The organism is Brevundimonas sp. LjRoot202, from assembly GCF_964253355.1.
Classification (GTDB): domain Bacteria; phylum Pseudomonadota; class Alphaproteobacteria; order Caulobacterales; family Caulobacteraceae; genus Brevundimonas.
The window spans coordinates 182,999-205,044 of record NZ_CAXUQW020000001.1 but is presented as its reverse complement, the minus strand read 5'-3'; the positions used below and the strand labels follow the sequence as shown (position 1 = coordinate 205,044).

The following is a 22,046-nucleotide window of genomic DNA, read 5'->3' as shown; positions in this document are numbered from 1 at the left end:
ATGACCACCCTCACCATCGGCCAATCGCCGCTCACGCTCGCCCGGCTTCGAGGCGTGCTCGACGGCCCCGTCACCGTCTCCCTGACCGAGGCCGCCTGGGCCAATGTCGACAAGGGCGCGGCGGTCGTCGCGGCCATCGTCGCCGAAGGCCGCACGGTCTACGGCGTCAACACCGGCTTCGGCCTGCTGGCCAACACCTCGATCGCCACGGCCGACCTCGAGACCCTGCAGAAGAACCTCGTGCTCAGCCACGCCTGCGGGGTCGGGCCGCTGCTCGACGATGCCGTCGTCCGCCTGCTGATGGTGCTGAAGATCGCCTCCCTGTCCAAGGGCGCATCGGGCGTTCGCCGCGAGACCCTTCAGGCGCTGATCGCGATGGTGAACGGCGGCGTGCTGCCGTGCATCCCGTCCAAGGGGTCCGTTGGGGCGTCGGGCGACCTGGCGCCGCTGGCCCATATGAGCTGCGTCCTGATCGGCGTCGGCGAGGCGCGGGTGAACGGCGAGACCCTGCCGGCCGAGGCGGCGCTGGCCACGGTCGGGCTGAAACCGATCGTACTGGGTCCCAAGGAGGGCCTGGCGCTGCTCAACGGCACCCAGTGCTCGACCGCGCTGGCGCTGGCCGGCCTGTTCGCCGCCGAGGCCGCCTTCGCCGCCGGGATCGCGGCCGGGGCCCTGTCGGTCGACGCGCTGAAGGGCTCGGACGCCCCGTTCGACGCCCGCATCCACGCCCTGCGCGGCCAGCCCGGCCAGATCGCCGTCGCCGCCCGCCTGCGCGACCTGATGTCCGGCAGCGCCATCCGCGAGAGCCACCGCCACGACTGCGCCAAGGTGCAGGACCCCTACTCCCTGCGCTGCCAGCCGCAGGTCATGGGCGCGGTGCTCGACGTGCTGAAGAACGCCGCCGCCACGCTGGAGCGCGAGGCCAACGCCGTCACCGACAATCCGCTGGTCTTCATCGACGATGGCGACGTCATCTCCGGCGGCAATTTCCACGCCGAACCCGTTGCTTTCGCAGCAGATCAGATCGCCATGGCGCTTTGCGAGATCGGCAACATCTCCGAGCGCCGCACCTCCATCCTCGTCGATCCGAAGATGAGCGACCTGCCCGCCTTCCTCGTGAAGGAGAGCGGCCTGAACTCCGGCTTCATGATCGCCCAGGTGACGGCGGCGGCGCTGGTGGCCGAGAACCGGATGGTGGCCCACCCGTGCAGCATCGACACCGTGCCGACCAGCGCCAATCAGGAAGACCACGTGTCGATGGCGACGCACGGCGCCCGACGCCTGCTCGACATGGCCGAGAACACCGCCACGGTCGTGGCCATCGAACTGCTGGCCGCGGCGCAGGGGATCGAGTTCCACCGCCCGCTGACGTCGTCGCCCGCGCTGGAACAGGTTTACGCCATCGTCCGCGAAGCGGCCGCCGCCTATGGCAGCGACCACTATTTCGCGCCGGACATCGCCCGGGCGACCGACGGCGTCCGCGCCGGCCGCTATCGGGTCTTCGCCGGAAACCTGCCGCCTTCGGCCTGAGCCCTACTCGATTTCGAGCACCAGGGCGTAGCGGCCCGTCTCGCCTGAAGTGAAGCTGTTGGCGCGGATCGAATAGCGGCCGCTGCGCTCGATGACGTGCTCGATGTAGGCGTCGGTTCCGTCGCCGAGGCTGTCGTCGTCCGAGACGATCTCGACGTCGCAGGTCCCGCCTTCATGGAGCGAGAGATAGGCGTCGAAATCCTGCGAAGTCAGGCCGATCCCGACCGTTTGGCCCGAACGGGCGTCGAAGGCGTAGCAGTCGAACCAGGACTCGTCGTCAGCCAGGGCGTCGCCCGCGGCCAGGTCCCCGAACCACTGGCCCGACGCGCGGCCGAGATAGATCGGATCCACCGGCCGGACAGCCGCCAGACCCTCGACGGCCAAGGTGTAACGGCCGACCTCGCCTTCGCTCAGGCTGTTCGCACGGATCGAATAGGGACCCGACCCGAGCGTCATCTGAACGCGGGAATCGGTGCCGCCGGCGCTGTCGTCGTCGGTCTCCACGCTTGCCTCGGACGAGCAGTTCCGCCCCTCCACAACCGCCAGATAGGCGTCGAAATCATTCGATCTCAGGGTGATGCCGATCCGCTCTCCGGCCCGGGCCTGCAGGTTGAAGCAGTCGTAATGGCTGCCGTCTTCAAGCGAGGGGTCGGAAGAGCTCAGCGAGCCCTGCACGCTGTCGCCTGCCCGGATCGTGGACTGGGCCGCCGCCGGCAAGGCCGTGACGAGGAGACCGCCCGCCAAAAGCACACTGGTGAACCGCTTCATGTCGATCTTCCTGTTGAGTTGACGCCGCAGCGTTATCTGAAACCTTTGCCGTTGTAAGGCCCAGTTTCGCGTGGCGCCTCCCACGATATCTGACGCGACACTCCCATACCCTGTCATCCCGACACTTCAGGGGTCGCGAGCGGTCATCCCGCACCCTTCCGCGGCGGCGCCGCGCGTGCGTTCGCGCCCCTACGACCGCTCTTGTCGCAGGCCCGTGCTCTAGTGCCCAAACGCCCGCCGGGCCTGGTCTTTGACATCCCTGTCGCACGCCGCGCCGCCGTCCAGGCGCGGCCCGGGGCGGTTTGACGTCCCCGCTCGCCCTTCATGAAAAAGACCGCATCGCATTTTTTGGGATGAACCCTGCCATCCCGAACCCCCTCACCCCTGCAGCGGGGCCCGGCGCAGGGCGGTCAGATTGGCCGAGCCGGTGCAGAAGCAGACGGTCCTCAGCTGGCGGATCACAGTCTGGAAATGCTCGACCACCGCCTCGGTCGAGACGGTCGCAGCGGCCAGGACCCCCGCCGCCTGCCCGACCATGTCGGCCCCCAGCCGGATGGCCTTGGCCGCGTCGACGCCGTCGGCCACGCCGCCGGAACCGATGATCGTCGCTTTCGGGCAGGCCCTGCGCGCCTCGGCGATCGCCATGGCCGTCGGGATGCCCCAGTCGGCAAAGGCCGCGGCATGGGCCTTGTCGTCCGCTTCGGTGGCCCGCTCGCCCTCGACCATGGCCCAGTTCGAGCCGCCGGCCCCCGCCACGTCGATCGCGGCCACGCCCATCTCGATCAACCGCCTCGACGTCGCCGCCGAGAGGCCGGCGCCGGTCTCCTTGATCACCACCGGGGCGTCCAGCGCCTTGACCAGGGCCTCCAGCGCCGCGCCGACGCCCCACCAGTCGCGATCACCCTCGGGCTGGCAAGCCTCCTGCAAGGGATTGAGGTGCACGATCAGTCCGTCCGCGGCGATCATGTCCAGCACCCGCCGCGCCTCGTCGACGCCAAAGCCGCGGGTCAGCTGGGCCGCGCCGATATTGGCCAGGATCGGCGTGTCGGGGGCCTTCAACCGCAGCGCCATGTCCAGCCCGGGCGTCGTTCCTTCGGCCTCCAGCGCCGCCCGCTGCGAGCCGACCGCCAGGGCGATGCCCAGATGCTGGGCGGCCTCGGCCAGCCGGGCGTTGATGGCCTCGGCCCGGGTCGGCCCGCCCGTCATCGAACTGATCAGCAGGGGCGCCTTCAGGCGGCGACCGAGGAAGTCCGCGCCGAGGTCGATCTTGCCGTGGTCGAGGTCGGGCAGCGCCTCGTGCACGAAATGGATGTCGGCGAAGCCGCTGTTCCGCCCGTGTCGCGCCTTTCCCGCCAGGATCACGTCGAGATGCTGGTCCTTGCGGGCGGTGATGTCGGTCAAACGCATACTCCGCCCAACGCGGTGGCCCGAAGAAGGCTCAGGGCTGCTTTTCGACCGTCAGGGCGTACACCCCGGTCTGACCGTACTGATACGCCCCTGCGCGGATCTCGAAAGTCCCGTCGTCCGGCGCGGTCCATTCCAGTTTGGCGTGGGTGTCGGCCAGGCCATCATCGTCCGAGCCCAGCACCTCGAACTCCCCGTCATCCTTCTCGCGCCCGATGACGACAAAGCTGTCGACGTCGTTCGAGACCATGGTGATGAGCAGCTTCTCGTCCTCGCGCAGGGTGATGCGGTAGGCGTCGTAATGGCTGTTGCTGTCCGTGGTGGCGTCGGTCTCCGTCAACGTCCCCCAGGCCGTCGAGCCGACCAGGATGCTGCCCGGTTGCGGCTGGGGTCCGCGATCGATCAGCTCGAGCGCATAAAGGCCCTTGCCGTCCGAGCCGTACGGCAAGGCGCGCAGGATATAGTCGCCGTCTTCCGGCAGGGTGAAGTTCAGCCGCGAATCCGTGCCTTCCATCAGGCCGTCGTCGTCCGAGGCCAGGGCGGTGAACTGGCCGTCCGTCTTGCCGATCTGCAAGAGGGTGTCGAAGTCTCCGGACCGCATGGTCGCTTGGATCCTCTGCCCCTCGCGGCCGGAGAAGGTGAAGGAGTCGTAGCCGCGGTCGTTATCGTCGCGTGGGTCGTCCTCGCCGATCTCGCCCTGCACGGAGGCGCCGAAGGCGATGCTGTCCGGCAGGCGATCCGGCTCGACCTCGCTGATCGACAGGCTGTAATCGCCGGTGGCCTCGGCGAAGGCCCGCGCCTCGATGATGTAGGAGCCCGTAGCCGGCAGGGTGAAGGTCAGCCGCGAGTTGGTCCCCTCCGGCCCGCCGTCGTCGTCATCGTCGAGACTGACGCGGTTCTCGTCGAACAGTTCGAGATAGGTGTCGAAGTCACGGGAGGTCATGTCGATCCGGACCCGTTGGCCCTCCCGCCCTTCGAACCGATAAGCGTCGGCGGGCGTGTCGCTCTCGCTCTTGCCGTCATCCTCCGTCAGCTCACCCTCGACGGTGGCGCCGATGGCGATGGACCGGGCCGCGGCCGGGGGCGGACCCTCCTGAAGGCTCAGCCTGTAGGCCCCGACATCGGTCCCGTTCAGCGGCGTCACCCGGATCAGGTATTCGCCGTTCTCCGGCGCGGTGAAGAGCAGGCGCGAGTTGAGGCCGCTGTCGGGACCGTCGTCATTCTCCGCCAGTTCGACGAAGACGCCGTCCGTCATTCGGCCGAGCCTCAGCACCGGATCGAAGGCTTCGCTGTCCAGCGCCACCGCAAGCCGGTCGCCCTGGCGGGCGCGGAAGCTGAAGGCGTCGTACGGCAGGCCGTCGTCGGTTTCCGGATCACGGCTCGACAGTTCGCCGTTGACGCTCTGCCCGACGCGGACCCCGGACGGGCGCGGGGCGCGAGGCGCCGGCGGCCGTTCCGTCAGGCTGAGCGTGTAGGCGCCGCCCTCGAGTCCAGACAGGGGGCGGGCGCGCAGGATGTATGTTCCGGCTTCGGGCGCCGTGAAGCGCAGGCGGGAGTCGGTGCCCTCGCCGAGGCCGTCGTCATCGGAGGCCAGCGCGTCCGCCGCCTCGGCCGGCGGGAACACCTCAAGATAGGTGTCGAACTCACCGGACCGCAGAACGGCCTCGAACCGCTGCCCGGCCCGAGCGGTGACCGCGTAGTCGTCGTAGCGGTACGAGTCCTCGACCGCGGTCAGATCCCCGTCCTCGATCGCGCCCTCCACCGTCGCGCCCGGCGCGAGGGGCGAGGCGGCCTGCGCCAGGGCGGAGCCGGCGCCCAGAACGAGCGCGAGGCCGCTGGCGGCGGCGAGAATGGTCTGACGGCGCATGCGGTCCCCCTGAATACGGTCTCGATCATAGACGCCGAACCGCCCCATCTGTAAATCGCGCTCACCGCACGATTCCTGACGACCGGAGCCGAAACCATGACGGCCGATCCCACCCGCGCGACCCTGATCGACGGCAAGGCCTTCGCGGCCGGGCTGGTCGAGCGCGTCGCCGCCGCCTCGGCCCGGCTGGAGGCGGCCCACCGGGTCAAGCCCGGCCTCGCCGTGGTCATCGTGGGCGACGACCCGGCCAGCCAGATCTACGTCCGCAACAAGGGCGAGACGACGCTGCGCGCCGGCCTGCGCTCGGACACTCACCGCCTGCCCGACGAGACCGATCAGGAGACGCTGCTGGAGCTAATCGCGGCGCTGAACGCCGACACGGGCATCCACGGCATCCTCGTCCAGCTGCCCCTGCCCCGCCACATCGACTCCGCGGCGGTGCTGGGCGCGATCGATCCGGACAAGGACGTCGACGGCTTCCACGTCGTCAACGCCGGGCGGCTCGCCGTCGGCCTGCCCGGCTTGGTCCCGTGCACGCCGCTGGGCTGCCTGATGCTGCTGAAGCACGAGCTTGGCGACCTGTCGGGCCTGAACGCCGTCATCGTCGGGCGGTCCAACATCGTCGGCAAGCCGATGGCCCAGCTGCTGCTGGGCGAGAGCTGCACGGTGACCATCGCCCATTCGCGCACCCGCGACCTCCCCGCCCTGTGCCGCACCGCCGATATCCTCGTCGCCGCCGTCGGTCGCGCCGAGATGATCCGCGGCGACTGGATCCGGCCCGGCGCGACGGTCATCGACGTGGGCATCAACCGGGTCCCGTCCCGCGATCCGATGAAGGCGGCGCAGGGCAAGACACGGGTCGTCGGCGACGTGGCCTTCGTCGAGGCGGCGGCGGTCGCGGGACGGATCACCCCGGTCCCCGGCGGCGTCGGACCGATGACCATCGCCTGCCTGCTGGCCAACACCTATACAGCGGCCTGCCGCGCGGCCGGCGTCGCGCCCGAACCGCTGGACGCTTGAACGGCGGAGCCTAACCTCCGATAGTCATCTGATTGGGACTACAGCCTGTCAGGAGACGACGATGATTCCCTTGAACGCCCGCGCGGCCGCCCTCGCCGCCGTGGTGGTCCTGGCCCCCGCCGTCACCGGCTGCGGCGTCAACGCCATCCCGACCAAGGAAGAGACCGCCGAGGCGCGCTGGGCCGACGTGCAGTCGCAGTACCAGCGGCGCTCGGACCTGATCCCGAACCTCGTGGCCACCGTGCAGGGCGCGGCCATCGCCGAGCGCACCACCCTGACGCAGGTGATCGAGGCGCGGGCCCGCGCCACGGGCGTCACGGTGACGCCGGAAACCCTGAGCGACCCCGCCGCCTTCCAACGCTATCAGGCCGCGCAAGGCGAACTGACCCAGGCCCTCTCCCGCCTGATGCTGGTGGTCGAGCGCTACCCGGAGGTCCGGTCGAACCAGAACTTCATCGCCCTGCAATCCCAGCTGGAGGGCACCGAGAACCGCATCGCGGTGGCGCGGCGCGACTACAATGAGGCGGTCCGCGACTACAATACGTCGCTGCGGACCTTCCCGACCGTGATCTGGGCCAAGACGATCCACGCGGGCTCCGACCCGATGCAGCTGTTCACCGCCACCGAGGCCGCCCAGACCGCCCCGACGGTCAATTTCGATGCGATCAACCCCGCCGCGCCCGGCGGGACCGCAGCTCCGACCCAGCCCGGTTCGGCTCCGCCCGCTCCGTGATCGCCGTCCTGACCAGAGCACGGACGGGTCTCGCCGGGCTGCTGATCGCCCTGTCCGCGTCGGCTTGGCTGTGCCTGGCCGACGCCGCGGCGGCGCAGGCCTCCACCCAGCCGACCTTCCCCGCCCTGACCGGCCGGGTCGTCGACCAGGCGCAGTTGCTGTCGCCGGAAGCCGAGACCGCGCTCACGGCCAAGCTTGAGGCGCTCGGGCGCGACACCTCCGACCAGCTGGTGGTGGTCACCGTCGACAGCCTGCAGGACCGCGAGATCGAGGAATACGGCTATCAGCTCGGCCGCGCCTGGGGCATCGGCCAGGCCGAGGACGACAACGGCGTCCTGCTGATCGTCGCCCCGGAGGAGCGGAAGGTCCGGATCGAGGTCGGCTACGGCCTGGAGCCGGTGCTGACCGACGCCCTCTCCGCCCTGATCATTCACAACGAGATCCTTCCGCCGTTCCGCGAGGGGTATTTCGAACGCGGCATCCAGCAGGGCGTGGACGCCATCGACGCCCAGCTGCGGCTCGACCCGGCCGAGGCCCAGGCCCGGGCGGCCGCGGCCGCCGCGCCCAAGGCGGGGATGCCGGTCGGGCCCATGATCATGATCGGTTTCATTTTCTTCCTGCTCTTCACGAGCGTGATCGGCGGTCTGGCGCGGGGCGGCCGGCCCCGGCGTGGCTCCGGCGTGGCTCCGATCCTGATCTGGGCGGCGGCCGAGGCGATGCGCAGCAGCGGCCGCGGAGGCGGTGGCGGCTCGTCATGGGGCGGCGGCGGCTTCGGCGGCGGCGGGGGCAGCTTTGGCGGTGGGGGCGCGTCCGGCGGATGGTGATCAAACTCACGACCGAAGCCCACGACCGGATCGCCACGGCCATCGCCGCGGCGGAGGCGCACACCTCGGGTGAAATCTTCTGCGTTCTGGCCCGCCGGGTGTCGTCCTATCACGACGTCTCGCTGGCCTGGGCGGCCGCGGCCGCGCTGATCCTGCCGCTCGCCCTGATCCCCCTGGGATTCGAGCCGGCCTGGATTCCGGGCTTCGCCGACGGCTGGGAAGCGGCTCACCTGGCGGCGCGCGATGTCTCGCTCGGACAGGCCCTCGGCGCCTACGCCCTGGTCCAGGCAGTGGTGTTCCTGACGGTCTACCTGCTCACGCGGGCGCCGGCGGTGACCCGCTGGGTGACGCCGCGCGCCGTGCGACGCGCCCGCGTCCGCGACGCGGCCGTGCAGCAGTTCCTTGCGCATGGCCTTCACGTCACGGAGGCCCGCACCGGGGTGCTGATCTTCGCGGCCCTGAGCGATCACCAGGTGGAGGTTGTCGCGGACAAGGGTATCCACGCCAAGGTGGACCAGGCGGTCTGGGGCAACGCAGCCGAGGCCCTGTCCCAGGGTCTGAAGCGGGATGATCCAGCGGGCGGCTTCGAGGCGGCGGTCCGGCTGTGCGGCGATGTTCTCGCGACGCATTTCCCGCCAGGCTCGGACAACCCCAATGAAGTCGTCGACCGCCTCGTGGTGATCTGAGGCGGAACCGGAACGCGCCCCCCGGGGGTCGCATTCCTTATGGAAATGGCCTAGCCCGGCCGTCGAGCGCTCCGGCCCGTCCAGGACTTCATGCCCCGCCTGCTGACCTACAATGTGCATCGCTGCGTCGGCGTCGATCGCCGGCTGGATGTCGGGCGGGTCGCCGCGGTGATCGCCGAACACGAGCCAGACGTCGTCTGTCTGCAGGAACTTGACGTCGGCCGCGTACGCACCGGGCTGGTGGATCAGGCCAGCGCGATCGCAGACCGCCTCGCCATGACCTTCCACTTCCACGCCGCCATGAAGGTCGAGGCCGAACAGTATGGCGACGCCATCCTGACCCTGCGGCCCGAGCGACTGGTCAAGTCGGGGGCTCTGCCCAGCATTCGCGGCGTCCCGGGGCTGGAGCCGCGCGGGGCGCTTTGGGCGGCGATCGATTTCGACGGCGTCACCCTGAATGTCATCAACACCCACCTCGGACTCGTGCCGCGCGAACAGCGCCTGCAGGCGGCGGCCCTGCTGGGCGAAGGGTGGCTGGGTCATCCCTCGTGCGTCGGCCCCACCCTGCTGACCGGCGACTTCAACGCGACGTCGATCACCCGGCCCTATCAGGCGCTGGCGCGGCGGCTGTCCGACTGTCAGCGCGCGCTGGGGCTCCGGCCGTCGGTCAAGACCTTCCCCTCCAGCTTTCCGGCTATCCGCATCGACCACTGCTTCACCAGCCCGGAGGTGGTGGTGACCGGGGTGACCGCGCCATTCTCGCCCCTCGCCCGCATGGCGTCGGATCACCTGCCGCTGATCGTGGACTTCGAGATCAGGAGCTGATCCGCGGCGGCCGGTTCCGCTGCGACGGACTCCGCCGCTTCCACGGCCGGAAGGCGTCGGCCGGCGAGGTCGGATCCCCCAGCTGGAACTCGGCGATGAAGCGCTCGACAGACGACGGCGGAGTCGCGCCCAGCATCTGCATCCGGCCTGTGTCGAAGCGCTGGATGGCCTCACCCACGGACCCGACCAAGGCCTCGGCGGAGGCGAACTCCTCGGCGCTTTCCCCGATCCAGTGGCCGATGGTGCGGTGACGGAACCGCTGGATGGCGGCCCGGCCGGCCTCCGTGGTCGGCGCGGCCGCCACGTCGCATTCTGTGTCGAACCCGAAGGAGCGGTTGTTCAGATTGGTCGATCCGATCCGCAGCACCTCATCGTCGTAGATCGAGACCTTGGCGTGCACGATGATCCGCTCGCCGCCGGTGGTATGCGGCGCGAAGGCGAAGAAGCGGTTGTTTCTGTCCGCCTGCTCCAGCCGGAACAGCACCTCCGAACGGGCCGTATCCATGGTCATCTGGTCGAACCAGCTGGGGCTGCCGCCCGTCGAAACCAGCACCACCTCCGGACTGTCGGGCTCCGACAGCCGTCGCGCCAGCGCCTCGGCGATCTTCGGCGAGGTGAAATACTGGTTCTCGAGATAGATCAGCCGGCGCGCCCGGCCGATGGCGTCCAGGTGCAGGCGTTCGTTCTCGCGCACCTCCGCCCTGCCCCCCCAGGCCGGTTCGGTCCGCGCGATCCCCACCGGGGTGTCGAGCAGGTCAGGTTCGACGCCTTCCGGCCAGGGGTCGTTGTCGACGTCAACGGCGAAAACGCGTTCCGACGTCGCCCGGAACCATCGTTCGCGAGCCAGATCGCCCAGCGCCCGGGCGGCGGGTCCGTCCATCACGCACATGACCTCGTGCCGCGGGGAAGGGATCAGCCCGGAAGGCTGGCAACGGCGGGGATCGCCGTCCAGATGCTCGTCGGAATCCCAGCGGTCGGTGCCGATATCCCCACCGCCGCAGAAGGCCACGGCGTCATCGATGATGACGACCTTCTGGTGATGGCACGCGCCCGTCGGACCCGCGCGGTCGAGCCGGAACTCCACCATCCGCTTGCGGAACCAACTCTGGGCTCGGTGCGGGAAGAAGCCCTGCGATGCGGCGATGACCAGCGGCGATTTCCAGATCAGCAGCCGGACGTCGACATCCGGCCGGGCTTTCACCAGCATGCGCAGCTGGTGGCCGATCTCCGCCTGATGATCGCCGGGCTCGGTCTCGGGGTCCAGCCGGGTCCGCGGGTCGAACTGCCAGCCCAGCATCACGACCGAGCGTTGCGCCTTCTCGAGGGCGGACCGGAGCGCCTCGAAGTAGGCGGCGTTCTCCATCAGCACGGCGAACCGCCCGGCGGTCTCCGTCCGCCAGCAGTTGTCCCCCGGCGCCAGCCAGGGCTCATTCTGTTCGTCCGCCGAGAGGCTCATGGATGCAGCCTGACCGATTCGCATGACGGCGGCATGCGCCCAAGCTTTACAGGACGCATGCCGCCCGGTTCCGTTCCATGCCCGGATTGCTGGAACGTCGTTTTAAAGGCATAAGACGCTGTTCATTCCGGACAAGGGAGGTCGGCGATGCAGGCGCTGATCGAAATGATCATCGGCTTTGTCGCCATGCTCGCCGCCGCGGCCCTGTCGCAGTTCGGCTTGCAGCTTGACGCCCCCGAGAAGCCCCAACGCGAGGTTCACCGCGTCCGGGACTGCGGCGGCGACAGGCCCGCCGCGACCATCCTCGCCGCCGCCGACCGCCAGCAGGACTGCTGAGCCGACCGTCGTTTTGTCGGCGCTCGCCTTTGCGCGCCGCGAATGAGCCGCTAGGGTTCCGCCGGGTCGCGCGCCCCGGCTGCGCGACGTCGCATCCTGACGAGATCGCCGCCTCATGAAGTCCCGCCAACGGCCGCCGCTGAACCTGACCGACCCCGAGCCGGAGGTCGACGCCATGGCCGAGATCAAGGCCGCGCTTGAAGCGCCCGATGAGCCAACGCCGGAGCCCGAGACGACCGAGCGCCCGATGTCCGAACGCCGCCGTCGCCGGCTCGCCGAGGAACGTCGACAGGCCGAGCAAAGGGCGGCCGAGGCGGCCAGGCGCACGGAAGGGGCGGACGCCCCCGTCGCAGCCGGGATGAACCAGTCCGCCGACGCGCCGCCCGTCGCCTACGATCCGCCCCCACCCCCCGCCCCGCTGCGGCGGCCGACCGAGCCGGCCCCCTCCGGACAGCACGCCTATCTGCTTGCCGGGGTGTCGGCGGTCCTGTGGATGGGCGGCGTAGCGGCCTGGCTGGCCTATGAGATCGGGGCGGGCGCGGCCGAGCTGGAGCCGCTTCGACTGGCCATCTACGCCCTGATCGCCCTCGCCCCGGCCGGCCTCGCCATCATGCTGGCCCACGCCATCCGGCAGGGCGCCGGACTGGCCGCCGAGACCCGACGGGCTCGAAACCTGTCCGAGGCGCTGGTCGCCCCGACGGCGCTGGCGGCCCAGCAGACCGGCGAGGTGCTGCACTCGCTGCGCAACGACATCGACCAGGCCTCGCTCGCCGCCGAACGGGCGCGCAACGACATGACCTTGCTGCGCGAGGCGTTGGCGCAGGAGACCATCCGCCTCAACGAGGCCGCCGAGACCGCCGGCCGGACCGCCCGCCGTCTGGCCGAGCAGCTCGGCCAGGAACGCGACCAGATGCAGACCCTGGGCGTCCAGCTCGACAGTCAGGCGACCGGCGTCCTCGACGCGGTCGAGCGGCAGTCGCGCATGGTCGTCGACGCTTCCGACCTGGCGCAGACGCAGCTGCGCGAGGCCGAGGCCGCGCTGGCCGCCCGCGCCGCCGACCTGGCCGCCGCCGCCGGCGAGGCGCAGGACGCCGCCCGCGTGGCCGCCGACGATCTGGCCCGCCAGACCCTGCGGCTGGAGAACGCCGGCTCCGGCGTGGCCGAACAGATCCAGTCGGTCGAGGAAGGCCTGGGCCAGCAGCGCGCCGCCCTGGTCACCGCAGCCTACGCCCTGCGCACCGACCAGGAGGATTTCTCGGCCCAGGTCGAGAGCCAGCGCGCCCAACTGACCGAGCAGCTGTCCGCCACCCGCGCCGTCACCGACGAACTGGGCGTGACGTCCGCGAGGACCACCGAGAGCATCAAGGATCTGGTCGAGGCCGCCACGGACCAGTTCCGGGCCCTGGTCGAGATGTCCCAGCGCGAGGCGGACGGCTTCGACAGCGCGACCAAGCTGGCGCTCGACAAGTTCGAGAGCCTGGCCGCGGAAGCGCGCGACGCGCTGGTCGAAGAGACCCGCCGGGCCCTCGCCGCCCTGCAGGCCACAGCCGAAGACTCGCGGTCCGCCGCCGCGGAAGCGGCCGAACAGGCGCGGGTCCGCGCCGACAGGCTGGGCGAAGCCCTGTTCGAGGCGGCGCAGAAGGCCGATCAGGCCGCCGACGCGCGGGTCGACAGCGCCCGCCGGATCGTCGCCGAGACCAGCGGCCTGGTCGACGAGACCGGCCAGAGGGCGCTCGAGCAGCTCGAAACCACCGTCGAGCGCATGAACACGGCGCTGGCCCGCATCGACGAGGCCATGGCCAATCTGGATGAGCGGGCGTCCCGTCTGCCGGAGGAAGCCCAGCAGCGGGTCGAGGCCGTGCGCGCCTCGGTCGAGGAGGGCCTCGCCGCCCTGTCGGCCGCCTCGCAGAAGGCCGCCGCCGACACCGAGGCGCTGGACGCCGGCTTCCAGGAGCGGGTGCGGCGTAACTACGACATGCTGACCGAGGCCGTCCGGCTGATGGGCGTGGTCTCGGGCGACAGCCCGACCACCCGCCGCCGCGAGATCGTGGCTCCAACCGTCGAGCCGGAGCCCGAGACGCCGCCGCGCCCGCGACCTGAGCGGTCCGGCGAGCCGCGCGGCTTCGGCCTGCGCGGACGGCTGAAGCTGGCGCCGATGCCGGGCTCGAACATTCCCAACCAGCCAGAGAAGGACCGGCTGGGCTGGAGCGATCTGGAGGACGGAGGACCGGGCGAGGCCCCGCTGGATCTCGACACGCCGGTGATGCCCGCCGCCGACGGCGAGGCGCTGGAGGAGCGGATCACCGCCGCCATCCGCCGGATGGGCGTCGATCCCAACGCCCTGCTGCCCCGCGCTCGTGTCGAGGAAGCCGCCCAGGCGGTGGCCGGGGGCGACCCCGATCGGGCCCGGCAGATCGTGCGCCGGGTCGCGCCGGCGGCGGTGCGCAGCGTGTCGCGGCGGGTGCTGACCGACACCGACCTTCGCGCCGACGCCGAAGCGTTCGTGCGGGTCTTTTCCAGCGACCTGTCCGCGCGGGCGGCGGCCCGGGACGAGGCGGGCGTGCTGGGACGGCTGACGTCCGACGGCGGCCGCGCCTTCATGCTGCTGGACGCCGCGATCGGCGATCTGGCCTGACGTCGCCCAGCCTGCGCCGCAATGGAACGGCGGCGAGCAGGCCGGCGACGGCCATCGCGGCCATGGCCCAGTAGCCGCCCGCGCCGAAGCGATCATAGAGCGGCCCCGACGCCGCCGTGGCGAGACCGATCAGCAATCCGGCCGACAGCACCGAGCTGAGCGTCTGGGCCGCCGTCTGGCTGTCGGGCGGCGACAGGCGTTCGACGATCTGCACCCGGCCAGGAAGGTGGCGGCGAAGGTCAGGGCGTGCAGGGCCTGCAATGGCCAGAGCAGCCACAGCGGCGGCGCGAAGGCCATGGCGCTCCAGCGCAGCACCGCCGCGGCCGAGCCGGTCATCAGCAGACTCCACGGGCCGATTCCGACGCGGCGGCGCCACGGCTCGAACATCCACATCAGGGCGATCTCGACGCCGACGCCAAAGGCCCAGAGCTGGCCGGTCACCGCCTCACTTATCCCCTGGGTTTTCCACAGGATGGCGGAGAAGCCGTACTGGAAGGCGTGGGCGGCCTGAACGGCGCCGACAGCGAAGATGGCGGTCAGGAAGACAGGATCGGCGAGCAGGCGGCCGAGGCCGTGGAACCGCTCGAGCCCGGCCAGCGCCATCCCGTCGGCGACCGGTTCGGGCGGCAGGGCGAAGGCGGCGACCGCGGCGACGCCCAGGGCGGCCAGCGTCACCCAGACGATGATCACATCGACCGGCGCGGCCAGCAGCAGCGCCCCCATGCCGACATTGCCTGCGACGAAGGCGGCCGAGCCGCAGCCGCGCGGCAGGGAGAAGCTGAAACCCTCGCGCGCCGCCAGCCGAAGGGTCAGGACGTCGGTCAGCGGGATCAGGGCCGCGGCGGCCGTCGCGCCGACGAACCAGAACGCCGCCCAGGCCGCGACCCCCTCGACCAGACCCGCCCCGCCGTAGCCGGCCGCCATCGCCAGGCCCAGCAGGGCGATCGGCGTGCGGCGGCGGCCAAAACCGTCGGCCCAGACCGCCAGCAGCGGGCCGGTGACGACGCGGGCCAGCATGGGGGCGGCCAGCAGGGTCCCGATCTCGGCCCCGCTCAACCCCTGCGCGCGAAACCACAGGCCTGCAAACGGAAGGGACACGCCACTGGCGCCAAAGAGCAACACATACTGCAAAGCCAGGCGCTGGGCGGCGGTCATGGCGGGCGAATAGCAGACGCGCGGGATTCTGTCGGCTACCGTTCACTCATGACAGTGTCTCGCAGTCTGGCGGTGTTCGCCGCGCTGAACGGCGCGCTCGCCGTGGCGGTGGGCGCCTTCGCTGCGCATGGCGCGGGACCGCAGGTCAAGCCGTTGCTGACCACGGGCGCACACTACGAACTGGCGCATGCGGTGCTCGCCCTCGTCTGCGCCGTCTGGCCCGTCCGGAGCCGGACGATCATCCTCGCCGGCTGGCTGGCCGCCGGGGGCGGCCTGGTCTTCGCCCTCGCCCTTTCGGCCGTCGCGCTGCTGAGCCTGCCGGTCATGGGCGCGGTCGCTCCGGTCGGCGGGCTGCTGATGATCGCGGCTTGGCTTTTGATCGGCTTTGCCGCATTGCGGACACAAACCACCCCCGTCTGACACGAAACGAGACCGAGTACCGTATGGCCTTCCCCGTGCCCGAAACGCCCCGCCGCGACCTGTTTCCCGAGATCGAACCCTACGCCACCGGCTTCATGCCGACGGCCGGCGTGCACGAAATCTACTACGAGGAGTGCGGCAACCCGCAGGGCCTCCCGGTCGTGGTGCTGCACGGCGGCCCCGGCGGGGCGGTCAATCCGGGCATGCGGCGCTATTTCGATCCGTCGAAATACCGGATCGTACTGTTCGACCAGCGCGGCTGCGGCAACAGCCGGCCGAACGCCTCGCTGGAGGACAACACGACCTGGACCCTGATCGAGGACATCGAGCGGCTGCGCGAGCTGCTGGGCATCGACAAATGGGTGGTGTTCGGCGGCAGCTGGGGTTCGACGCTGTCGATGGCCTATGCGATCACCCATCCCGAGCGGGCGGCGGCGCTGGTGCTGCGCGGCATCTTCCTGCTGACCCGGCCCGAGCTTCAATGGTTCTACCAGGACGGGGCCTCGAACCTGTTTCCGGACGCCTGGGACCGGTTCGTCGAGCCGATTCCGGAGGACGAGCGCCACGACCTGATGGGAGCCTATTACAAGCGGCTGATCGGCGACGACCGGGCGGAGAGGGAGCGCTGCGCCATCGCCTGGTCGAGCTGGGAGGGCGAGACGGTCAGCGTGCAGGGGCCGGACGCCAGGCCCGACAAGTTCGCGGAGCCCGAGTTCGCGGTGGCCTTCGCGCGGATCGAGAACTGGTATTTCACCAACGGCGGCTTCTTCCCCGAGGAAGGCTGGCTGCTGAAGAACATCGGGCGTATCCGCCATATCCCGTGCTGGATCGCCCAGGGACGGTTCGATGTGGTGACGCCGATGTCGGGGGCCTGGGCGCTGCACCGGGCCTGGCCCGAGGCGAAGCTGGACATCGTCAAGGACGCCGGCCACGCCTCGACCGAGCCGGGCATCATCGACAGCCTGCTGCGGGCGACGGACTGGGCCGCTTCGCTGTAGGGGTCAGGCAGTAGGCGCTTGGGCCTCAGTCCTCACTTCGGGTTGGTCTTCTGGACCATTTCGGAGAGCTGGAAGCCGATGCGGCGGGCCGGGCGTTCCTCGGGCTTCTTGCGGATATCGAGGAAGACGTTGATCTGCGCGTAGTGCTGGATCAGGCGTACCGGCCGACCGTCGGCGTTCTTGCCGAGGAACAGGATGAAATCCGGCCCCCAGAAGCCGACGTCGTCGATCGACATGGTCCCGTCGCCGGGCAGGCCGACGATGCGGGCGCCCACCTCCTCGTCCTTGTCGAGGCCCTTCTCGAAGTCCTCGATCAGTTTGGACAGGCGGACAAAGGCCCATTCGGCCGGGTTCTCGCGCATGCGCACGCCGTCCATCAGGGCGGCGGTCTGTTCGGGCGAGGCGGCGGGAAGGACCGGCTCAGGACACGGGGCGTCGCCGCAGTCGGAGAACATCGAGGGCGGCGCAACCACGGGCGCGTCGGCTTTGGGGGCGGCGGAATCGGCTTTGGCTTGGGTCATGGCCCCAGCCTAACGCCTCAGCCCCCGATCAGAACAGTCCGTGGCCCTTCGGCAGTTCGGCGTAGCGGTGGACGCGCGTGGCCAGCACCAGGCCGAAGCCGATCATCACCGTCATCATCGACGATCCGCCGTAGGACAGCAGCGGCATCGGCACGCCGACGACCGGCGCCAGCCCCATGACCATCGCGCCGTTGATCAGCACGAACAGGGCGAAGAAGGCCGTCATCCCCGCCGCGGCGATGCGGCCGAAATGGCTGTGCGCCAGCGAAGCGATGCGCAGCGCGATCAGGATGACGGCGACGTAGCAGGCCAGAACGGTGAACGAGCCGACGAAGCCGAACTCCTCAGCCAAGGTCGAGAAGATGAAGTCGGTATGTCGTTCGGGCAGGAATTCGAGCTGGCTCTGGCTGCCCAGGCCGTATCCCTTGCCCAGGAGCCCGCCGGAGCCGAGGGCGATCTTGGACTGGATGATGTTGTAGCCCGTGCCCGCGGGATCGGATTCGGGACTCAGGAAGGTGAGCACGCGGTTGCGCTGGTATTCGTGCATGCCGAACATCACGAATGGCGGGATGACGGCGACGGCGGCGGCGGCCCCGGCGGCGATGACCCGCCAGCTGAGGCCTGCCACGAACATCATCACGCCGCCCGTCAGCCCGATGACCATGGCCGAGCCCAGGTCGGGCTGCTTGGCCACCAGCAGGAACGGCAGGCCGATCATTCCCGCCGGGATCAGCAGTTTCCACGACCAGCGGGCATCCTGGGCCGAATGGTTGTGGTACCAGCGCGCCAGAGCCAGAACGAGGCCCAGCTTCATGAACTCGGCCGGCTGGATGCGCATGAAGCCAAGGTTGAGCCAGTTCCGCGCGCCCCCGGCCGTATAGCCCAGCGGCGTGAACTCGATCATCAGCACGAGGACGAGCAGCAGGCCGTAGAGCGGATACGCGCCGCGGAACCACCATTTGGGGTGAACCATGGCGAGGCCCAGCATGGCGATCAGCATGACGCCGAACCGGATCATCTGGTCCGCGGCCCAGGGCTGCCAGCGACCGCCGGCGATCGAATAGAGCATGGCCCCGCCGACGCTGGCGATCAGGCACAGCAGGCCGACGAGACGCCAGTCCAGCTCGGCGATCTTGGTCGAGAGCCGGTCGCGTTCGCCGGGGCGGGTCAGGGCGGAAGCGGTCATCGGCGCGGCTCCGACAGATAGGGGCGCGGGCCCGAGGTGGCGGTGGGCGCCGGCCGCGTGACCGGCGGCGGCGCGACTTCCGCCGCGGCGGGGCCGGTAACCTCGCCGCCGGGCCCCGTCCCGCCCTCGCCCTCGTCGACGCCGGCGGGCGCCACGGGCTCGGGCGGCAACGGACGCTCGATGCGGGCGCGCATGTCGGGATCCTTGAGCAGCACGGTCTTCATGATCTCGCGGGCCTTGGGCGCGGCGTCGGCGGCGCCGCCGGCCGGGGCGTGCTGAATGATCAGGGCGATGGCGTAGCGCGGCGCGTCATGCGGCGCGAACGCGACGAACAGGGCATGGTCGCGCCGGGTCCATTGGGCGTTGCGGGGGCCTCGAGACTCGCCAGGCTTGTAGTCGCGCGACTGGGCGGTGCCGGTTTTGCCGGCCATCTGGATATCGCCGAGGCCGAGCTGGGACGCGCGATAGGCGGTGCCGGTGACGTCGTTGGCCACGGCCGCCATGCCGCCGCGGACGATGTCCAGATGTTCCTTGCTGAACGGCAGGTCGGGGAAGGCGGCCGCCGCCTCCCGTTCCTCGCCGCCGACCGACTTGACCAGGCGCGGCTGGACGGCCTTTCGGCCATTGGCGAGGCGGGAGGCCATCACCGCCAGCTGCAGGGCGTTCACCTCGAGCGCCCCCTGCCCGATCGCCACCGACAAGGTCTCACCCGGATACCAGGTGCCGTCGTCGTCCCAGCTGGTCGCCTCTGTGTAATCGCGCTTCCATTTGGTCGAGGGAACCGTGCCGTCGGACTGGCCGGCGATGCCGATCTCGTACACCTGGCCGAAGCCCAGGGCCTTTGCCGCTTGGGCGATCCGGTCCACGCCCGCCCGGTTGCACAGGTGATAGAAATAGGTGTCGCAGGAGTTCTTGATGGCGTTGTGCATGTCCATCGCGCCGTGGCCGCCGGCCCGCCAGCAGCGGAAAGTGCGGGCGCCGTAGCGATAGCCGCCGGTGCAGACCACCCGCTCGGTCGGGTCGATCCCGGCGTTGAGGAACGCCAGCGCGGAGGTCATCTTGAAGGTCGAGCCCGGCGGGAAGGTGCCGTAGATCGCCTTGTCCAGCAGCGGCAGGCGCTCGTAATCGCGCAGGGCGTTGTAGACGCTGGACGGCACGCCGCCGACGAACAGGTTGGGGTCGAACGACGGGGCCGAGACCATGCACAGGATGTCGCCGTTGCGGACATCCATGACCACGCAGCCGCCGGACTCTTCGCCATAGACCTCGAGCGCGCGGTTCTGCACGTCGGCGTCGAGGGTCAGCACAATGTCCTTGCCCGGAACGGCGGGCCTGGACCCGCCGATGTCCTCGGCCACGACGCGGCCGCGGGCGTCGACCTCCACGCGATTGCCGCCGGCCTCACCCCGCAGATCGGTGTCGAAGGCCTTCTCGACCCCCTGCCGGCCGATGCGGAAGCCGGGGTTGTAGAGGATCTCCGGAACCTTCTCGCCGCGGTCCTGGATGGCCTTGATGTCGCGGTCGTTGGGCTTGGCGACATAGCCGATGACGTGGGCGAACGAGCCGCCGAACGGGTAGTAGCGGGCCTCGTTCATGTCGGCCATCACGCCGGGCAGCTCGTTGGCGTAGAGGTTGACGCGGGCGAACTCCTCCCAGCTCAGGTCGCTCTTGACGGGAACGGGGCTGAAGCGCGGGGCGGCGTTGACCTCGCGGATGATCGAGCGGCGGCGGTCGAGGGTGTCGGGCAGCAGGCGGCCGAGCAGGTCGAGGGTCTGGTCCAGGTCCTTGGTCTCGTCGCGGACGACCAGCACGCGGAAACTGGGGCGGTTGCCGGCGATGACCACGCCGTTGCGGTCGAGGATGCGGCCGCGAGGCGGCGGCACGAGGCGGAAGTTGAACTGGTTGTTGGTGGCCAGGGTGGCGTATTCGCCCGCCTGGAAGACCTGCAGCTGGGCCAGCCGGCCGGTCAGGGCGACGCCGCCGAGGGTGGTCAGCGCGCCCATCACGAAGGTGCGGCGCAGGAAGGAGCCCTGCCGCTCGTTGGTGTCGGCGAAGAAGATGTGGGGTTCCGAGCTCATCGGAACCTCACGTCGCCGTCCTCGAACCGTTCGATCAGCCGGTGCGCGAACGGGAACAGCAGCAGGGTCGGCAGGATCTGGAGGAAGACCGAGATCAGGCTGGCCGGGGTCGGGGCGATGAACAGCATGACCACATAGGCCAGCAGGAAGGCCAGGGCGCAGCAGGCGGCGTACCAGACGAACAGCACCGCCGTGTCCTGCCCCGCCAGGAAGCTGCGCGACGCCAGGACGACGCTGTAGATGGCCAGGAAGGTCAGGCCCCAGAGGCCGAGCGGACCCCAGGTCAGGATGTCGAGCATCAGCCCGAGAACGACGAGCACCGCCGGCGCCAGGACCGAGGGCCGGATCAGCGGCCAGGCGAAGGCCAGCACCATGGGGATGACTGGCTCGGGCAGGTGCAGGCCGAACAGCTCGACGGGAGTCTGGAGGACGATGGTGGCCGCGACGGCGATCAGGGCCGGATAGACGATCCACTGCATCGGCCCGACGACGCGGACCGCGACGGGGCGTCTCATTCGGTCCCTCCCGGCGTGGGCCGGGCCGACGGCGTGGTCGGGGCGGCGGCCTCGCGCGCGGCGGTGCGGCGGGCGGCGGAGTCGGCGATGGCGGTGGTCTGGGCAGGCGTCGCCTCGGCCAGGGTGTCGAGCGCGGTCAGCGGCGGGGCGTTCAGATCGTCGGCGCCGATGAGCTGGCCGAAGTCCTCGAACAGCATGATGCGGACATAGTCGATGGCCCCGCGGTCGCTGAACAGCTTGACCCGCCACGAACCGTCGATGCCCTTGGCGGCGACGCCGATCGGCACGCCGCGCGGGTAGCCGCCGCCGTCGCCGGAGGACAGGATGCGGTCGCCGACCTGGACCGAGCCGACCCCGCGCACGAACTCGAGCCGCGGATTGCCCGAGCCGTCGCCGGTCAGCAGGGCGCGGGCGTCGGTGCGGTCGACCAGCACGGGGGTGCGGCTGGCGACGTCGGTCAGCAGCAGCATGCGGCTGACGTTGTTCGAGGTTCCGACCACCCGGCCGACCAGGCCGTGCTCGTTGATCACCGGATTGCCGACCTTGACGCCCTTGGCCGCGCCGACGTCGAGCAGGCGGGCCTTGGAGAAGGGACCGCGGGTGTCGGAGATGGAGCGGGCGGTGCGCATCTCGACCGGCGGCTCGGGCCGGATGCCGAGCATCGCCTCGTAGCGGGCGTTGACGTTCTTCAGGGCGATGGCCTGGTCGCGCCACGGCTGCAGTTCGGCCAGTTCACGCTTGAGCCGGCGGTTCTCGGAGACGGCGAAGAAATAGCCGCCGACATAGTCGGAGGCGTGGCCGAACCAGCGGACCGGGGCCGCGAACACGCCGCCCACCGGGCCGGACACGCTTTCGACGCCGGCGCGCACCGGCTGGTAGGGGGAGTTCTGGGCCCGGGCGTCGCTGATCAGCAGCAGCACGCAGCCGACGGCGGCGACCACGACGGCGACCGCCGCGGTCCAGACCAGCGGCACCCTGATATTTTCGAACGGTCCGTCGCGAAACGCCACGGCGCGCCTTCCTGAAATGAGGGAATCAACGGGACGCCCCCCGCTGACATGTCAGCCTATCGCAAAATCCGGCCCGGTT

Annotated in this window: 20 protein-coding genes; 10 read left to right on the top strand and 10 right to left on the bottom strand. The window is 70.3% G+C overall.

The window, feature by feature from the left end:
* Positions 1-1,530: a histidine ammonia-lyase gene (gene hutH / locus ACSQ1L_RS01105; RefSeq protein WP_435991119.1), complete on the top strand. Its 1,530-nt coding sequence runs from the start codon at positions 1-3 to the stop codon at positions 1,528-1,530.
* A gap of 3 nt (positions 1,531-1,533) precedes the next feature.
* On the opposite strand, the gene ACSQ1L_RS01100 is transcribed toward hutH, so the two are convergent.
* From ACSQ1L_RS01100 to ACSQ1L_RS01090, 3 genes are all read right to left on the bottom strand, one after another.
* Positions 1,534-2,298, bottom strand: coding sequence for a peptidase (locus ACSQ1L_RS01100; RefSeq protein ID WP_435991118.1), 765 nt, complete (start codon positions 2,296-2,298; stop codon positions 1,534-1,536).
* 378 nt (positions 2,299-2,676) lie between these two features.
* Positions 2,677-3,699: a type 2 isopentenyl-diphosphate Delta-isomerase gene (gene fni / locus ACSQ1L_RS01095; protein ID WP_435991116.1), complete on the bottom strand. Its 1,023-nt coding sequence runs from the start codon at positions 3,697-3,699 to the stop codon at positions 2,677-2,679.
* 37 nt (positions 3,700-3,736) lie between these two features.
* Positions 3,737-5,569, bottom strand: coding sequence for a PPC domain-containing protein (locus ACSQ1L_RS01090; protein WP_435991114.1), 1,833 nt, complete (start codon positions 5,567-5,569; stop codon positions 3,737-3,739).
* A 96-nt stretch (positions 5,570-5,665) separates the two neighbouring features.
* Here ACSQ1L_RS01090 and folD point away from each other — a divergent pair, with 96 nt between their 5' ends.
* From folD to ACSQ1L_RS01065, 5 genes are all read left to right on the top strand, one after another.
* On the top strand, positions 5,666-6,589 hold the full coding sequence (gene folD, locus ACSQ1L_RS01085) for a bifunctional methylenetetrahydrofolate dehydrogenase/methenyltetrahydrofolate cyclohydrolase FolD (RefSeq protein WP_435991111.1): 924 nt from the start codon (positions 5,666-5,668) through the stop codon (positions 6,587-6,589).
* A 61-nt stretch (positions 6,590-6,650) separates the two neighbouring features.
* Complete coding sequence (locus ACSQ1L_RS01080; protein ID WP_435991110.1) at positions 6,651-7,322, top strand: LemA family protein; 672 nt, start codon at positions 6,651-6,653, stop codon at positions 7,320-7,322.
* A complete protein-coding gene (locus ACSQ1L_RS01075) occupies positions 7,319-8,146 on the top strand; it encodes a TPM domain-containing protein (RefSeq protein WP_435991108.1) in 828 nt (275 codons plus the stop codon). Before ACSQ1L_RS01080 ends, ACSQ1L_RS01075 begins: the two co-directional genes overlap by 4 nt.
* Positions 8,140-8,832 (top strand): TPM domain-containing protein, encoded by a 693-nt coding sequence (locus ACSQ1L_RS01070; RefSeq protein ID WP_435991106.1) that lies wholly within the window; start codon positions 8,140-8,142, stop codon positions 8,830-8,832. Before ACSQ1L_RS01075 ends, ACSQ1L_RS01070 begins: the two co-directional genes overlap by 7 nt.
* Before the next feature lie 90 nt (positions 8,833-8,922).
* The gene (locus ACSQ1L_RS01065; protein ID WP_435991104.1) at positions 8,923-9,657 is read left to right on the top strand and encodes an endonuclease/exonuclease/phosphatase family protein; all 735 of its coding nucleotides are present in this window, start codon (positions 8,923-8,925) and stop codon (positions 9,655-9,657) included.
* On the opposite strand, the gene ACSQ1L_RS01060 is transcribed toward ACSQ1L_RS01065, so the two are convergent.
* A complete protein-coding gene (locus ACSQ1L_RS01060; protein ID WP_435991102.1) occupies positions 9,647-11,113 on the bottom strand; it encodes a phospholipase D-like domain-containing protein in 1,467 nt (488 codons plus the stop codon). The two genes, ACSQ1L_RS01065 and ACSQ1L_RS01060, sit on opposite strands and share 11 nt — an antisense overlap.
* Positions 11,114-11,260: 147 nt before the next feature.
* Here ACSQ1L_RS01060 and ACSQ1L_RS01055 point away from each other — a divergent pair, with 147 nt between their 5' ends.
* Positions 11,261-11,449, top strand: a complete 189-nt coding sequence (locus ACSQ1L_RS01055) for a hypothetical protein (RefSeq protein ID WP_435991100.1) — start codon at positions 11,261-11,263, stop codon at positions 11,447-11,449.
* A 115-nt stretch (positions 11,450-11,564) separates the two neighbouring features.
* The gene (locus tag ACSQ1L_RS01050; protein ID WP_435991098.1) at positions 11,565-14,084 is read left to right on the top strand and encodes a tipN; all 2,520 of its coding nucleotides are present in this window, start codon (positions 11,565-11,567) and stop codon (positions 14,082-14,084) included.
* Between the two features lie 129 nt (positions 14,085-14,213).
* Here ACSQ1L_RS01050 and ACSQ1L_RS01045 read toward each other — a convergent pair whose 3' ends face one another.
* On the bottom strand, positions 14,214-15,182 hold the full coding sequence (locus ACSQ1L_RS01045; protein ID WP_435991096.1) for an MFS transporter: 969 nt from the start codon (positions 15,180-15,182) through the stop codon (positions 14,214-14,216).
* Between the two features lie 105 nt (positions 15,183-15,287).
* Here ACSQ1L_RS01045 and ACSQ1L_RS01040 point away from each other — a divergent pair, with 105 nt between their 5' ends.
* Together ACSQ1L_RS01040 and pip are read left to right on the top strand one after the other, a co-directional pair.
* Positions 15,288-15,659, top strand: a complete 372-nt coding sequence (locus tag ACSQ1L_RS01040; protein WP_435991094.1) for a DUF423 domain-containing protein — start codon at positions 15,288-15,290, stop codon at positions 15,657-15,659.
* A 23-nt stretch (positions 15,660-15,682) separates the two neighbouring features.
* Positions 15,683-16,657, top strand: coding sequence for a prolyl aminopeptidase (gene pip, locus ACSQ1L_RS01035; protein ID WP_435991093.1), 975 nt, complete (start codon positions 15,683-15,685; stop codon positions 16,655-16,657).
* Positions 16,658-16,689: 32 nt separating this feature from the next.
* Here pip and ACSQ1L_RS01030 read toward each other — a convergent pair whose 3' ends face one another.
* From ACSQ1L_RS01030 to mreC, 5 genes are read right to left on the bottom strand one after another with little or no spacing between them, the layout of a single operon-like run.
* Positions 16,690-17,178 carry a DUF6173 family protein gene (locus ACSQ1L_RS01030; RefSeq protein WP_435991091.1) on the bottom strand — a complete coding sequence of 163 codons (489 nt, stop codon included), beginning with the start codon at positions 17,176-17,178 and terminating at the stop codon, positions 16,690-16,692.
* A gap of 28 nt (positions 17,179-17,206) precedes the next feature.
* A complete protein-coding gene (gene rodA, locus ACSQ1L_RS01025) occupies positions 17,207-18,364 on the bottom strand; it encodes a rod shape-determining protein RodA (protein ID WP_435991089.1) in 1,158 nt (385 codons plus the stop codon).
* Positions 18,361-20,442: a penicillin-binding protein 2 gene (gene mrdA / locus ACSQ1L_RS01020; RefSeq protein ID WP_435991087.1), complete on the bottom strand. Its 2,082-nt coding sequence runs from the start codon at positions 20,440-20,442 to the stop codon at positions 18,361-18,363. The genes rodA and mrdA overlap by 4 nt, the downstream gene beginning before the upstream one ends.
* The gene (locus ACSQ1L_RS01015) at positions 20,439-20,957 is read right to left on the bottom strand and encodes a hypothetical protein (RefSeq protein WP_435991085.1); all 519 of its coding nucleotides are present in this window, start codon (positions 20,955-20,957) and stop codon (positions 20,439-20,441) included. Before ACSQ1L_RS01015 ends, mrdA begins: the two co-directional genes overlap by 4 nt.
* A complete protein-coding gene (gene mreC, locus ACSQ1L_RS01010; protein ID WP_435991083.1) occupies positions 20,954-21,967 on the bottom strand; it encodes a rod shape-determining protein MreC in 1,014 nt (337 codons plus the stop codon). The genes ACSQ1L_RS01015 and mreC overlap by 4 nt, the downstream gene beginning before the upstream one ends.
* Positions 21,968-22,046: the final 79 nt, after the last annotated feature.

What these genes read in the sequence shown, in the direction of transcription:
- hutH (WP_435991119.1), top strand. Translation starts at nt 1, where the DNA reads ATGACCACCCTCACCATCGGCCAATCGCCGCTCACGCTCGCCCGGCTT.
- ACSQ1L_RS01100 (WP_435991118.1), bottom strand. Translation starts at nt 2,298, where the DNA reads ATGAAGCGGTTCACCAGTGTGCTTTTGGCGGGCGGTCTCCTCGTCACG.
- ACSQ1L_RS01090 (WP_435991114.1), bottom strand. Translation starts at nt 5,569, where the DNA reads ATGCGCCGTCAGACCATTCTCGCCGCCGCCAGCGGCCTCGCGCTCGTT.
- folD (WP_435991111.1), top strand. Translation starts at nt 5,666, where the DNA reads ATGACGGCCGATCCCACCCGCGCGACCCTGATCGACGGCAAGGCCTTC.
- ACSQ1L_RS01080 (WP_435991110.1), top strand. Translation starts at nt 6,651, where the DNA reads ATGATTCCCTTGAACGCCCGCGCGGCCGCCCTCGCCGCCGTGGTGGTC.
- ACSQ1L_RS01070 (WP_435991106.1), top strand. Translation starts at nt 8,140, where the DNA reads ATGGTGATCAAACTCACGACCGAAGCCCACGACCGGATCGCCACGGCC.
- ACSQ1L_RS01065 (WP_435991104.1), top strand. Translation starts at nt 8,923, where the DNA reads ATGCCCCGCCTGCTGACCTACAATGTGCATCGCTGCGTCGGCGTCGAT.
- ACSQ1L_RS01060 (WP_435991102.1), bottom strand. Translation starts at nt 11,113, where the DNA reads ATGAGCCTCTCGGCGGACGAACAGAATGAGCCCTGGCTGGCGCCGGGG.
- ACSQ1L_RS01055 (WP_435991100.1), top strand. Translation starts at nt 11,261, where the DNA reads ATGCAGGCGCTGATCGAAATGATCATCGGCTTTGTCGCCATGCTCGCC.
- ACSQ1L_RS01050 (WP_435991098.1), top strand. Translation starts at nt 11,565, where the DNA reads ATGAAGTCCCGCCAACGGCCGCCGCTGAACCTGACCGACCCCGAGCCG.
- ACSQ1L_RS01040 (WP_435991094.1), top strand. Translation starts at nt 15,288, where the DNA reads ATGACAGTGTCTCGCAGTCTGGCGGTGTTCGCCGCGCTGAACGGCGCG.
- pip (WP_435991093.1), top strand. Translation starts at nt 15,683, where the DNA reads ATGGCCTTCCCCGTGCCCGAAACGCCCCGCCGCGACCTGTTTCCCGAG.
- ACSQ1L_RS01030 (WP_435991091.1), bottom strand. Translation starts at nt 17,178, where the DNA reads ATGACCCAAGCCAAAGCCGATTCCGCCGCCCCCAAAGCCGACGCGCCC.
- rodA (WP_435991089.1), bottom strand. Translation starts at nt 18,364, where the DNA reads ATGACCGCTTCCGCCCTGACCCGCCCCGGCGAACGCGACCGGCTCTCG.
- mrdA (WP_435991087.1), bottom strand. Translation starts at nt 20,442, where the DNA reads ATGAGCTCGGAACCCCACATCTTCTTCGCCGACACCAACGAGCGGCAG.
- ACSQ1L_RS01015 (WP_435991085.1), bottom strand. Translation starts at nt 20,957, where the DNA reads ATGAGACGCCCCGTCGCGGTCCGCGTCGTCGGGCCGATGCAGTGGATC.